The sequence below is a fragment of the Gilliamella sp. Pas-s95 genome, assembly GCF_009795795.1.
Classification (GTDB): Bacteria; Pseudomonadota; Gammaproteobacteria; order Enterobacterales; family Orbaceae; genus Gilliamella; species Gilliamella bombicola.
This window is the reverse complement of the sequence record NZ_WTFC01000017.1, coordinates 33,337-46,627: the sequence shown is the minus strand read 5'-3', so window position 1 is coordinate 46,627 and position 13,291 is coordinate 33,337. Positions and strand designations below refer to the sequence as shown.

11 protein-coding genes and 3 tRNA genes are annotated in these 13,291 nt (G+C 34.8%); 11 read left to right on the top strand and 3 right to left on the bottom strand.

Annotation, left to right across the window (positions count from 1 at the left end; all coding sequences use genetic code 11):
- The first annotated feature begins 109 nt into the window (after positions 1-109).
- The 3 genes from GQ598_RS06185 (at position 110) to GQ598_RS06175 (ending at position 743) form a co-directional block, all read left to right on the top strand.
- Positions 110-186: transfer RNA gene (locus GQ598_RS06185), tRNA-Asp, on the top strand.
- Between the two features lie 8 nt (positions 187-194).
- Positions 195-270: transfer RNA gene (locus GQ598_RS06180), tRNA-Trp, on the top strand.
- Positions 271-404: 134 nt separating this feature from the next.
- Positions 405-743, top strand: a complete 339-nt coding sequence (locus tag GQ598_RS06175; protein ID WP_091350762.1) for a DUF413 domain-containing protein — start codon at positions 405-407, stop codon at positions 741-743.
- Between the two features lie 5 nt (positions 744-748).
- Here the strand turns inward: GQ598_RS06175 and GQ598_RS06170 are convergent, their stop codons facing one another.
- The 3 genes from GQ598_RS06170 to znuC form a co-directional block, all read right to left on the bottom strand.
- Complete coding sequence (locus GQ598_RS06170; protein WP_160402956.1) at positions 749-2,272, bottom strand: YifB family Mg chelatase-like AAA ATPase; 1,524 nt, start codon at positions 2,270-2,272, stop codon at positions 749-751.
- 132 nt (positions 2,273-2,404) lie between these two features.
- Positions 2,405-3,205, bottom strand: coding sequence for a zinc ABC transporter permease subunit ZnuB (gene znuB / locus GQ598_RS06165; protein WP_091350760.1), 801 nt, complete (start codon positions 3,203-3,205; stop codon positions 2,405-2,407).
- Positions 3,198-3,980: a zinc ABC transporter ATP-binding protein ZnuC gene (znuC, locus tag GQ598_RS06160; RefSeq protein ID WP_160402954.1), complete on the bottom strand. Its 783-nt coding sequence runs from the start codon at positions 3,978-3,980 to the stop codon at positions 3,198-3,200. The genes znuB and znuC overlap by 8 nt, the downstream gene beginning before the upstream one ends.
- Before the next feature lie 141 nt (positions 3,981-4,121).
- Between znuC and znuA the strand changes: the two genes are divergently transcribed.
- The 8 genes from znuA to GQ598_RS06120 all read left to right on the top strand — a co-directional run bounded on the left by znuA (position 4,122) and on the right by GQ598_RS06120 (position 13,075).
- Entirely contained in the window at positions 4,122-5,039 is a 918-nt protein-coding gene (gene znuA, locus GQ598_RS06155) for a zinc ABC transporter substrate-binding protein ZnuA (protein WP_160402962.1), read from the top strand.
- 28 nt (positions 5,040-5,067) lie between these two features.
- The gene (gene mepM, locus GQ598_RS06150; protein ID WP_160402952.1) at positions 5,068-6,417 is read left to right on the top strand and encodes a murein DD-endopeptidase MepM; all 1,350 of its coding nucleotides are present in this window, start codon (positions 5,068-5,070) and stop codon (positions 6,415-6,417) included.
- Positions 6,418-6,547: 130 nt separating this feature from the next.
- Positions 6,548-8,881: a bifunctional glycosyl transferase/transpeptidase gene (gene mrcB / locus GQ598_RS06145; protein ID WP_202112700.1), complete on the top strand. Its 2,334-nt coding sequence runs from the start codon at positions 6,548-6,550 to the stop codon at positions 8,879-8,881.
- 13 nt (positions 8,882-8,894) lie between these two features.
- Positions 8,895-9,704, top strand: a complete 810-nt coding sequence (gene mutM, locus GQ598_RS06140) for a bifunctional DNA-formamidopyrimidine glycosylase/DNA-(apurinic or apyrimidinic site) lyase (RefSeq protein ID WP_160402950.1) — start codon at positions 8,895-8,897, stop codon at positions 9,702-9,704.
- Between the two features lie 414 nt (positions 9,705-10,118).
- Positions 10,119-11,414, top strand: a complete 1,296-nt coding sequence (tolB, locus tag GQ598_RS06135) for a Tol-Pal system beta propeller repeat protein TolB (RefSeq protein ID WP_370516530.1) — start codon at positions 10,119-10,121, stop codon at positions 11,412-11,414.
- A gap of 166 nt (positions 11,415-11,580) precedes the next feature.
- Positions 11,581-12,060 (top strand): peptidoglycan-associated lipoprotein Pal, encoded by a 480-nt coding sequence (gene pal, locus GQ598_RS06130; RefSeq protein WP_160402947.1) that lies wholly within the window; start codon positions 11,581-11,583, stop codon positions 12,058-12,060.
- A gap of 66 nt (positions 12,061-12,126) precedes the next feature.
- The gene (gene ybgF / locus GQ598_RS06125) at positions 12,127-12,867 is read left to right on the top strand and encodes a tol-pal system protein YbgF (RefSeq protein WP_160402945.1); all 741 of its coding nucleotides are present in this window, start codon (positions 12,127-12,129) and stop codon (positions 12,865-12,867) included.
- 132 nt (positions 12,868-12,999) lie between these two features.
- Positions 13,000-13,075: transfer RNA gene (locus GQ598_RS06120), tRNA-Lys, on the top strand.
- Positions 13,076-13,291: the final 216 nt, after the last annotated feature.

The window sequence follows — 13,291 nt, the reverse complement described above, 5'->3', positions numbered from 1 at the left end:
CGAACTCAGAAGTGAAACGCCGTAGTGCCGATGGTAGTGTGGGTATTACCCATGTGAGAGTAGGGTGCCGCCAGACTTTTAAATTTTATGTATACACACCAAATACGGTGGAGCGGTAGTTCAGTTGGTTAGAATACCTGCCTGTCACGCAGGGGGTCGCGGGTTCGAGCCCCGTCCGTTCCGCCACCTTATCTAGGGGCGTAGTTCAATTGGTAGAGCACCGGTCTCCAAAACCGGGTGTTGGGAGTTCGAGACTCTCCGCCCCTGCCAAAAAAAACGATAATTTGCTCTAATTTTAGTCATTTAGCCATTTTCATCTATATAAATAAAAGAATTTTGTTTACAGATTAACTTTGTCAATTATAATTCTCGCCCAAATACTTTTACAATCTAGAGGATAGAACATGGCTGAGAGTTTTGTAAGTCAACAACGTTTTTTTGATAATAAAAATTATCCAAGAGGATTTTCCCGCCATGGGGATTTTACTATTAAAGAAGCTTTGATTTTAGAAAAGCATGGTTGTGCTTTTAAAGATCTTGATGCAGAAACTAGAAATCCATCTACTGCAGAAGAAAAATCATTTGTAGCTGTTTGCAAAGGTAAAAAAGAGCCATCTACAGATTTTGAAAAAACATGGTTGAAGTATCTTTCTCGTATAAATAAACCAAAACGGTTTCATACATTATCCGGTGGCAAACCACAAGTTGATGTGACTGATGATTTTGTAGATAGTGATGACTAATTCTTTTAACCGATATTTTTGTGTAATTGAATTAGTAATCGATCCATAGAACGATAACTCAAAGCTTCTGAAATGTGTTTTCGTTCTATGTTTTTTGACAAATCTAAATCAGCAATTGTGCGTGATACTTTTAATATTCGATGCCATGCCCTAGCAGATAGCCCTAATTTTATTAACGCTTGCTCTAAATATTCATTATTTTCATTTGATAACTGACAATAGCATTGAATTTCTTTTGTAGTTAACTGACTATTTAATTTATTGTTTCTTTTAAATTGAATTTTTCTTGCCTGTAAAACTCGTTGTTTTACTGTTTCAGTTGATTCTGATTGAGTGGCATTTTGACTCAGCGTACCTTTAGGTAATAAAGGTACTTCAATAGAAATATCAAACCTATCAAGAAATGGTCCTGAAAGTCGATTTAAATAGCGTATTGTTTGTTGTGGTGTTGTTCTATTATGTGTTCCTTGATAATGTCCTGTTGGACTTGGATTCATTGCAGCTATTAATTGAAACTTTGCAGGAAATTTTATTTTTGCGTTTGCTCTAGAAATGATAATTTCACCCGATTCAATTGGTTCTCTCAAAGCATCCAATACTTTTCGATTGAATTCAGGTAATTCATCTAAAAATAATACTCCATTATGTGCTAGTGAAATTTCTCCTGGTTTAGGTATCGATCCTCCGCCAACTAGTGCAGCGGTTGATGCACTATGGTGAGGAGATCTAAAAGGTCTTTTACGCCAGTTTTTAATTGAGCCATTTGGACTAACTAAACTGGTTATTGCAGCACTTTCAAGTGCCTCTTCATCAGACAGTTGGGGTAATAAAGATGTTAAACGAGTTGCTAACATGGTTTTTCCTGTTCCAGGAGGACCAATTAATAATAAATTATGACTACCTGCTGCTGCAATTTCTAATGCTCGTTTTGCATGTTCCTGTCCGATTATATCTTGTAGATTAGCCGAGTTATTATCAATATCATAATATTCACGATATTGGACTGTTGGTAAATCAATTTCTTTGGATAAATACTGACATAACTCTAATAAGCTACTAGTAATCAATGTATTATTTTGATTAATTAAAGATATCTCAGATTGGTTTTCAGCCGAAATTATTAAGGTACGCTTTTTCTTTTTAGAAGAAATTGCAGCAGGAATAGCGCCCTTTACCGCTCTGATATTTCCTGACAAGGCTAATTCACCCAAAAATTCATAATGCAATAAATTATCTGTTGGAATTTGTTCTGTTGCAGCAAGAATAGCAATAGCTATTGGTAAATCAAAGCGACTTCCTTCTTTGGGTAGATCTGCTGGAGATAAGTTTACTGTTATTTTTTTAGCTGGAAAGGTAAAACCGCTATTAATAATGGCACTTCTAACTCGATCTTTAGCCTCTTTAACTGTTGCTTCAGGCAGACCAACTAAGACAAAGCCTGGTAGGCCATTACTAATATGAACTTCAACGTTTATTAAGGGCGCTTGTATTCCAATAGATGCTCGCGTATAAATAATTGCAAGTGACATAGTTTCTAATTATTAAAATGTTGATTTGTATTCTTATAATATTAGAAAATATCAAACAAGCCATTAATACCATTTTATTAATGGGATACAAAACGCAATAAATAATCCAATTTTGCAATGATTTTAATTCTTTCAATTCTTTTTATTTAAAATTAGTTTTGAAATAAATAGTGATATAAAAAATAGACAAGTATTACTTAATACTATTGATGGGCCTGTTGGTGTGTCGTAAATAAATGAAAATATCAATCCAGCAATAACTGATAACATACCGATTATTATTGCAACTAATGCCATTGTTTCGGGGGTTTTCGAATAATATTTGGCTGTTGCGGCAGGAATAATAAGCAAAGATGTGATAATCAGGGCTCCGACAAATTTCATCGATAGACCTATAGTTAACGCTAATAGGAGCGTCAAAAGTAATTTTGTGATCTGTACATTAATTCCATGGCTAAAAGCTAATTCTTCACTCACAGTAATGAATAAAATGTTATTCCATTGCCAAAATAATAAGGCACCAATAAATGCTACACAAATAATAATTTGATAAAGATCTGAATATGTTACTGATAACAGATCACCAAATAAGTATCCCATTAAATCAATACGAATATTGCTCATTAAACTAATTACTACCAAGCCAAGCGATAATGCACTATGAGCTAAAATACCAAGTAAAGTATCAATGGGAAGTTGTTTTTGAGCTTCTAACCAAATTAATCCTAAGGCGAGTAAAAGAGTTATAAAAATGACAGCATAAAATAAATTGATATTCAGTAAAAATCCAAATGCGATACCAAGTAAAGCGGCATGTGATAACGTATCGCCAAAATAGGACATCCTACGCCAAACAACGAAAGTACCTAACGGTCCTGTTATACTAGTTAAGCATAATCCAGCTAATAAAGATGGTAATAGTAACTCAATCATTATTTTTCCTTCCATAACTAGGCAAAACAATAGTCTTATTTTGATCAATAGAGGATTTGCAACAATCATGTTGGTGAGTGTGATGGTGTTTATAAACAGCAATTTGTGATGCCCCGTATTGGCCAAAAAGAGAAATAAACTCGGGGTCATTAGAAACGATGGCTGGCGTACCAGAACAACAGATATGATGATTTAAACAGATTACCTCATCTGTTTTTGCCATGACTAAATGAAGATCATGAGAAACCATTAATACACCACAATTAAATTGATTTTTTGCATCGGTGATTAAATCATATAATAACACCTGACCATTGACATCTACGCCTTGAGTTGGTTCATCAAGAATCAATAACTGAGGCTTCTTTGCTAAGGCTTGAGCTAGTAGAACACGTTGTAATTCACCACCTGATAATTGATGCATCGATTTATTGATCAAATATTCAACTTTTACCATGGATAATATATTAAGTATATCTTCGTTATTTAATTGCTTATTTAAGCGCATAAAACGTTTAACTGTAATAGGTAGTGTTGAATTTAGGTTGATTGACTGTGGCACATAGCCAATCGTTAAATTAGGTGAACGTACGATTGTCCCTGAGGTGCAAGGGACTAATCCCAAAATAACTTTTACTAGGGTCGATTTACCCGCACCATTAGGTCCTAATAATGTAATAATTTGATTAAGACGTATTCTTAATGAAACATCATATAATATTTTTTGATGGTCAATTTCCACCGAAATATTATTAAGAGAAATTAATGGCGTCATATTGTTGGGGGCCCTTGCCTATAAATATGTTATGTTATATTATAACAATAATTGGTTCTATTCTATCATAATTTATAAATATAGGATAATGATGTGAAAAAATATATTGTACGAAATAGTAAACAATTAGCTTCTTTTTTAATGATACTAAGTTCATTAGCATTTCTTCAAAGTATCACTAATTATGCTAACGCGAAAATTATTTCGTCTGTCAAACCGATAGGTTTTATCACTGAAGCCATTGCTTCTGGAGTGACTGATACTGATATTTTACTCCCTGATGGTGCATCTCCTCACACGTATTATTTAAAACCATCTGATTTAGCTAAACTAAAATCAGCTGAGCTTGTGGTTTGGGTTGGTGAAGATATGGAAGCTTTTATGCCAACAATTCTAAAAAGTATTGATAAGCAAAAGCAAATCGAATTAATGGTAATACCAGAAATTAACGCGTTGCTTCGTACTAGCCATGATGATGAGGAGGAGGAAGATAACCATTCTCATGATGAGTCTGTTCAAGATCATCATCACCAGCATGGTGAATATGATGAGCATATTTGGCTTTCCCCTGAAATTGCTAAGATTGTTGCGCAGTCAATTCATGATAAACTCATCAAGCTTTATCCAAATAAAAGCGCATTGATTGGTGAAAATTTAAACGAATTCAACATAAAGCTTGCAGAAACAGAACAAAACATTGCAAAAAAACTAATTACCGTACAAAATAGAGGGTATTTTGTGTTTCATGATGCTTATGGGTATTTTGAGGCACGGTTCGGATTGAAAAAACTAGGTAGTTTTACTATAAATCCAGCAGTTCAGCCAGGTGTTCAAAAAGTTTATTCTATTCAGCAAAAGCTCAAAGAACACCAAGCTGTATGTGTATTTCGTGAACCACAGTTTAGCCCAGCGGTTATTGAAAAATTAGTGGATGGGACAGATGTTCGAATTGGAGAATTAAATCCATTAGGAACAGGTATCGCTCTTTCAAAAGATGCATATTCACAATTTTTATTAAAACTAACACAGCAACTGTTGGATTGTTTAGATAAAAATTAGTTTTAGTAATAAATAGTTAAGGTTAATTTTGGCAAAACAAATAAAATCCCCTGATATTGAAAAAAATAATTTTAACATTCCCTATTTTTCAATATTAGGCGTTCTTTTTATTGTTATTTTATTTACCATTCTGTGGCGTCCACTTAATTTGGATCGCACTGTTTATGTTCCTTTAACTCCTCAAGTTGAAACTACTGTAAATGATAACTCTCATTATCTTTCTGATGATGGTAGAGTCGAGATAGTCAATGGGAAAGCAGCTACTGTTACCGAATCATCAGATGTTCCTGAAGATGAAATTGTAAAAGATGAATTAGATGATATCGTTGATGATAAAGATAACTCAGTGCAATATACTATTGTGCGCGGCGATACTTTGCATGATATATTAATTCGCTATAATGTTAATCGAAATGATATTTATCAGTTAACGACTAAATTTAAGCAACTGGCAAATTTAAGAATAGGCCAACAAATTAGCTGGACGACTGATGATAATCATAATTTGCAAACTTTTAGTTGGACAATATCAAGTAATAATATTCGAATCTATGAAAAATCGGGCAATAAATTTGTAGAAAGTTCCGAAATAGCTGAAGTTGTGCCACAAGATATTGTTATAAAAGGTGATATTAAAACTAATTTTGTTGCTGATGCTCGCAAAAGTGGGCTAACTAGTAATGAAATTGGTATTATTACTCGCGCTTTACAATGGCGTTTAGATTTTCGTCGATTACAAGTTGGTGATAAATTTTCAGTTGCTTTAACACGAGAAATGCATGGTAAAAATTTATCCAATAGCCAGTTGCTAGGCGTCCGTATAAAAAATGGAACCAGAGATTATTATGCTATTTTAGCTGATGATGGTAAATATTATGACATCAGTGGTAACAGCTTATCTCAAAGTTTTTTTCGTTATCCTTTAGCCACAAAAGCACGTGTTTCTTCTGGATTTAACCCACGCCGTTTGCACCCTGTTACAGGACAAATAGCACCTCATAACGGTGTTGATTTTGCGGTATCGCGTGGAACACCTGTATTATCTGTTGGTAACGGTGAAGTGGTCATTGCAAAGTATAGTGGTTCAGCGGGTAATTATATTGCTATCCGGCATGGTCGTCAGTATATGACCACTTATATGCACTTGGATAAAATTTTAGTCAAACCAGGGCAACAAGTGAAGCAAGGTGATCAAATTGGGCTATCAGGAAATACAGGGCGTTCCACTGGGCCTCATTTGCACTTTGAATTACATATTAATAACAAGCCTGTTAACCCGTTAACGGCAAGTTTGCCTATCTCGGAAGGATTAACTGGTAAGTCGAAAAAAGCGTTCTTATCAAAAGTTAAAAGTATTAGCTCACAGCTAAATTTCTAAATTTATACATTTATTCTACAGTTAAACACCTACTTACTTGAAACTTTTTCACAAAAAGAAGGGCGAGGTATCCTTCAAAAATTATGTTATCATAAGCTAATTTTATTGGATAATAAATGTTAGGTGCAGTTTGAACACATCAACTAAAACAGCAAAAAAACGATCTTCTAAAAGGACTAAAAAAAATAAAAAGACTACACTTTGGCGACGATTTTTAACATTACTATTTAAGTTATTTCTCGTATTTGCTGCTGTGGCTATCATTTATGGCGTCTATCTTGATCAACAAATCAAAGAGCGGATTGACGGAAATGTGTGGGAGTTGCCAGCAGCGGTTTATGGTCAAATTATTGATCTTGAGCCTGATAGTGAATATAGCTTAAACGATGTAGTGACACTATTAGTTGGTGCACAATATCGTCAGCAAGATACTAAAGCTACTCGTCCCGGTGAATTTATTGTAAGTAATGATGCAGTTGAAGTTTATCGTCGACCTTTTACTTTTCCTGATGGTGAAGAGCAAGCGTTTAGAGTCAGAATTACTTTTTATGAAAATCGTATCGATCGTATTACTAATCTAGAGACAGGACGTGATTTTGGATTACTTAAAATTGATCCTAAATTAATTACTATGATGCATTCTCCAAATGGCGAGCAACGGTTATTTGTGCCATTAAAGGAGTTCCCAGATTCGTTGTTACAAACATTAGTTGCAACGGAAGATAAACGTTTTTATGATCATCATGGTGTAAGTTTATATTCTATTGGCCGTGCTATTTTTGTTAATTTAACAACAGGTCGTACCGAAGGTGGGAGTACATTAACCCAGCAAACGGTTAAAAATCTTTTTTTAACTAATGAACGTAGTTTAAGTCGAAAAATACGTGAAGCTTATATGGCATTGATTTTGGATGGTCGTTATAGCAAAGAACGTATTTTAGAACTTTATTTAAATGAAGTTTATTTGGGACAAGCAGGTAGTGAAGAGATTCATGGTTTTCCATTAGCAAGTCTTTACTATTTTGGTCGCCCTGTTAATGAACTTACATTGGATCAGCAAGCAGTACTAGTTGGTATGGTAAAAGGGGCTTCACAATATAATCCTTGGACACAACCTCAACAAGTTATTGAACGTCGTAATGTGGTTTTAAAACTCGCTGAGCAACAAGGTATTATTGATGATGAGTTATATACTTTATTAAGTCAGCGCCCACTAACAGTTCTACCTAAAGGTGGCGTGATTTCACCACAGCCTGCATTTATGCAAGTTGTGCGTAGTGAACTTCGAAAACAGTTAGGTGATAAAGCAGATCATCTGTCTGGTATGAAAATTTTCACTACCTTTGACCCTGTGGCTCAATCCGCTGCAGAGCAGGCGGTTACTAATGAAATAGAGAAATTGCGTACATCAACCAATAAAGAATTACAAACAGCAATGGTGATTGTAAGTCGTGAGACTGGAGAAATTCGCTCAATTATTGGTAGCGCAGAACCTCGTTATCCGGGTTATAATCGTGCTTGGTTAACTCAACGAGCAATTGGTTCATTAGCTAAACCGTCAACTTATTTAACCGCACTTGGACAACCGGATCATTACCAACTTAATACTTGGCTTAATGATAATCCTTTATCAATTAAGCTTGATGGTGGGGGTTTTTGGGAGCCGAAAAACTATGATCGTAAATTCCGCGATCGGGTTATGTTAGTTGACGCCTTAGCGCTTTCACTCAATGTACCTACTGTTAATTTAGGTATGGCATTAGGGCTTGATGCAACAAAGAATACTTTACAAGCGTTGGGCGTACCCGCAGAGCGGATACCTAATTTACCATCAAGGTTACTTGGTGCTTTAGAATTAACACCGTTAGAAACTGCACAGATGTTTCAAACGATAGCTAATAATGGTCAACGTTCTCCACTTTCTATTTTAAGATATGTATTAACGGATAAAGGTGAGCTTGTTTATCAAAGCTATCCGCAACAGCTTCAGGCTGTATCTCAACAATCGGCATATTTAACTACTTACGCTATGCAACAAGTGGTTAATTCTGGGACATCTCGTTCATTAAAAGCTAAATACGGTTCGTTTAATTTAGCTGCTAAGACTGGAACAAGTAATGATTCTCGTGATAGCTGGTTTACAGGGATTGACGGTAAAAATGTTGCTGTTATTTGGATTGGTTTAGATGATCATTCCCCAATGAAATTGACTGGTGCAACGGGTGCTTTAAAAATTTATAGTGAATATTTACAAAATAACCCACCAAAGAAATTAGTATTACCACAACCTCAAAATATTTTTATGGTACCTATTGATAGCGATGGGCGGTGGCAATGTAATGGAAGTGGTATTCGATCTTTACCTGTATGGACGATTAATCCACAGAGCTTATGCTCTGGCAATAACCAGCCAGTACCTGCTCAGCAAGCACCAACTTGGGTTACAGACCTATTAAATAACTAAGAGAGGAAAGAATATGCCTGAATTACCGGAAGTTGAAACCAGTCGCCGAGGCATCTTACCTTATTTAAAGGGACAAACTATAGATAAAATTATTGTTAGACAATCTAAATTACGCTGGCCAGTTGATAGGGCTATAAGTAATGCTCATGGACAAGTTATTTTAGATATAAAACGGCGTGCAAAATATTTATTATTACAGCTATCTAACAATTGGATTGTAATTCATCTGGGAATGTCAGGTAGCTTACGTATTTTACAAAATCACCAAAGAGCAGAAAAGCACGATCATATCGATCTAGTCTTAGACAATGGTGTCATCTTACGTTATACCGATCCAAGGCGTTTTGGATCTTGGCTTTGGGCAAATTCATTAGACCAAATATCTCAATTACAACATTTAGGACCTGAGCCTTTAAGCAATGAATTTTCAGCAGAATATTTATTCAATAAAGCCCGAAATCGACAAGTTCCTATTAAAAACTGGATTATGGATAACCATATTGTGGTTGGCGTCGGTAATATTTACGCTTCTGAATCGTTATTTATGGCAAAAATCAATCCTAATCGTAAAGTAAACTCCTTACAATTAAATGAATTTGAAAGATTGGTTGCTTCCATTAAACAAGTTCTTACCAAATCAATAGAACAAGGCGGGACAACACTAAAGGATTTCCTTCAGTCTGATGGCAAACCCGGATATTTTGCGCAAGAGCTACAAGTTTATGGGCGCAAAGATGAACCGTGCATAATTTGTGGAATAGAAATAAAATCACAAAAAATAGGACAGCGTAACACTTTTTATTGTGAAAATTGCCAAAAATAATGGCATCTTTTTAAGCAAAATTACCACTTTCTTATGGTCACCACCAAAATTGTAAATCTTTTGATATATTCGTTCTTTTTCATGTATAAAAATATCTTTTCAAACTCTTTAAACCTTATTTAAATAGGATTAGTATAGATACATACAATTAGAATAATTTTTTTATTATTACTTTGAGTATTTTATAGAGTAAAACCATGAATATTATACAAATCTTTTTATTTTAAAGACTATGGACTTGTTACCGGATATCGGCTATCTTTCTCGCTATAAAATTGTTTATATTTTGTAAAGTTTAGTATGTGTAGCTAGTTAACGGCAATACATTAATTTTCAAAGGTTTTTTCTGTTTTTTTATCGGTTTATGTTTAATTTAACTCAATGTTTCTTGCTTTTATTAAGGAATTTAAGATGATCAAATTCGCTTCTCGCTTTTTGACAACTTGTTTTATTTTATTTTTTACCACGCTGGCTAATTCTGAAGTCAGAATTATTATTACCGATGGTGTGAATTCTGCTAAACCAATCGCTGTTGCTCCATTCAAATGGACTGGTGGCGGTGAGCCACCACAAATTATTGAAGATATTATTGCTTCTGATTTGCGTAATAGCGGTAAGTTTAATCCTATTGAAGTTAATCGCATGCCTCAAAAGCCAACCACTGCTTCAGAGGTGACCCCTGCGGTATGGAACAATCTTGGTGTTTCAGCAGTTGTAGTTGGTTCAATTCAACCTGATGCATCCGGAAAATACCTTATAAATTATCAATTAGTTGATACAGTCAACCGTCCAGGTACCGTTCTGGCACAAAACCAATTTTCTATTGAAAAACGCTGGGTTCGTTATGCGGCGCATACTGCTAGTGACGAAATTTTTGAATCACTAACGGGTATTAAAGGCGCATTTAGAACCCGAATTGCTTATGTTGTTAAAACAACCAAAGGGCCTTTTTCGCATGAATTAAGAGTATCTGATTATGACGGTTATGATCAAACCACAGTTCATCGTTCTAAAGAACCGTTAATGTCTCCTACTTGGTCACCTGATGGTAAAAAATTAGCTTATGTGACTTTTGAGGGCGGTCATTCTGCATTGGTTTTAAAAACATTAGAGAGCGGTGCTGTTCAAACAATTGCATCTTTTCCTCAACATAATGGTGCTCCGGCATTTTCTCCAGACGGTAGCAAATTAGCTTTTGCTTTATCTAAAGGAGGAAGCTTAAATTTATATATGATGGATTTATCTAGCAAAAAAATCACGCAAATTACATCTAGCCGTAGTAATGATACGGAACCATCTTGGATGCCTGATAATCAAACTATTGTTTACACATCTGACCAAGCGGGACGTCCTCAATTATATAGTATTAATATCAATAGCGGTTCTCCTCAAAGAATAACGTGGGATAATACGCAGAATCAGAACGCTCGAGTATCACCTGATGGTTCTTTTATTGCAATGATCTCAACTAATAATGGCGAACAACATATTACTCGATATGATATGGACACAAAAACTTATCAACGTTTAACCGATACTTTTTTAGATGAAACGCCAAGTATTGCACCAAATGGTACTATGATTATTTATAGTTCATCACAAGGATTAGGTACCATTTTGAATCTTGTATCTACCGATGGTAACTTCAAAGCAAGGTTACCAGCAACTGATGGACAGGTAAAATTCCCAGCATGGTCACCATATTTATAAGAAGAGCTTAAAAATTATACAATATTAAGATTATTAAAATTGTGTAAAGTTTAAGGTCGTTATAATATATACTTCTAATCTTTCTGGTTAGTAACTGGCGTTACTTTTAAGTTGGTTAGATTTATAAAATATAAGTAATAATTTATTTAACAAAGGAGTTAATACAATGCAATTTTCTAAATTTCTTAAAGTAGCAGCGGTTGCTTTACCATTAATCGCTGTAACTGCATGTTCATCTAATAGTAGCCGTAATGCAGGCGGTAATTTAAATGGTACTTTATCAAAAGAAGCCTTAGAACAACTTCAAAAATTACAACAAACTAATACAGTATATTTTGATTTTGATAAATATAATGTTAAGTCTGAATATGAAACATTATTAAATGCACACGCTGTATTTATTCGTGCAAATAACGTAAAAGTTGTTATCGAAGGTCATGCTGATGAACGCGGTACTCCTGAATATAACATCGCTTTAGGTGAACGTCGTGCAGCTGCGGTTAAATCATACCTACAAGGTAATGGTGCTTCTGCAAGCCAAATGGAAATTGTTTCTTATGGTAAAGAAAAACCAGCTGTATTAGGGCATGATGAAGCAGCTTATGCTAAAAACCGTCGTGCTGTAGTAACTTATGCTGGATATTAATAGCATCTTATAACGGCTGATTATTCAGCCGTTTTTATTTTTTAAGTTCACGCCGAGTCTAATAATATGCATAAAAAAATACTCACATTGTTCCTGTTCCTTTTATTTACAGGTTATGGTTGTGCTGCGGGTAGTTCTGATATTGATCGAACTATTCAAGCTCAAGGGCAGTTAATAATTCAAAACCAACAAAAAATTAGCGATTTACAAGCCGATGTAGATACACTCCGCGGTCAGTTAGAGGAAACAAAATATCAACTGAATCAGACAATTGAACGCCAAAAAATGATTTTACAGCAAATGGCTAATGGTTCTGGATTTTCATCAAATTCTAATTCTGACTCACAAGAAAATAGCTCCGCTCCATCTTCTGATTCGACTTCATCAACATCTTCGTCGTCAGATTTATCGGGATGGACAACCTCAGGTGATGATAAAGCTGATTATAATTTTGTTATGCAGTTTGTTAATGAAGGTAAACAAAATAACGAGGCCATTGCTGCGTTTCAAAAGTATTTAAAAACCTACCCAAAGTCTAATTACCGAGCCAACGTTAATTATTGGCTTGGTCAACTTTCATATAAACAAAACAAAAAAGATGATGCTTCATTTTATTATGCGACTGTGGTAAAAGATTTCCCCTCTTCACCAAAAGCCGCTGATAGCCTTTATAAAGTAGGATTAATTTTACTTGATAAAGGAGACACTAAAAATGCCAAAGCGGTTTTTCAACAAGTGGTGAATAAGTATTCAAAAGATAAGAATGCAGTTGCGCTTGCGAATAAAAAATTAGCGTCACTAAAGTAAAGTGTATAAATAACCGGCTATTGCGTAAAAATGACAATAAAAGGGTTGCGTAGCATTATAATTATAAGTATTATACCAACCCGAAATTGCTTGTGGCTTTAAGCATTAAAGCTAAAGTGGTTTTTGTCAAATGGGTCGTTAGCTCAGTCGGTAGAGCAGCGGACTTTTAATCCGTTGGTCGAGCGTTCGAATCGCTCACGACCCACCATTTATCTAACAAATTCATATCAATATTTATTACTTCATAAAGAATCCATAATCACAGTCTTCGAATTGATTAAGTGCACAAGAGCTGAATATAAAAATCATTAAATATAATTTTTGTGTTTTTCTTAAAAGCCAAGTTAATGGAAAAAAGATGGTGATTTTAGTTAATAATTTGTAGACTATGTCCATTGTCCGTTTTAGGCACGTTATATTATCA

What these genes read in the sequence shown, in the direction of transcription:
- GQ598_RS06175 (WP_091350762.1), top strand. Translation starts at nt 405, where the DNA reads ATGGCTGAGAGTTTTGTAAGTCAACAACGTTTTTTTGATAATAAAAAT.
- znuC (WP_160402954.1), bottom strand. Translation starts at nt 3,980, where the DNA reads ATGACGCCATTAATTTCTCTTAATAATATTTCGGTGGAAATTGACCAT.
- GQ598_RS06170 (WP_160402956.1), bottom strand. Translation starts at nt 2,272, where the DNA reads ATGTCACTTGCAATTATTTATACGCGAGCATCTATTGGAATACAAGCG.
- ybgF (WP_160402945.1), top strand. Translation starts at nt 12,127, where the DNA reads ATGCATAAAAAAATACTCACATTGTTCCTGTTCCTTTTATTTACAGGT.
- znuB (WP_091350760.1), bottom strand. Translation starts at nt 3,205, where the DNA reads ATGATTGAGTTACTATTACCATCTTTATTAGCTGGATTATGCTTAACT.
- znuA (WP_160402962.1), top strand. Translation starts at nt 4,122, where the DNA reads ATGATACTAAGTTCATTAGCATTTCTTCAAAGTATCACTAATTATGCT.
- mutM (WP_160402950.1), top strand. Translation starts at nt 8,895, where the DNA reads ATGCCTGAATTACCGGAAGTTGAAACCAGTCGCCGAGGCATCTTACCT.
- pal (WP_160402947.1), top strand. Translation starts at nt 11,581, where the DNA reads ATGCAATTTTCTAAATTTCTTAAAGTAGCAGCGGTTGCTTTACCATTA.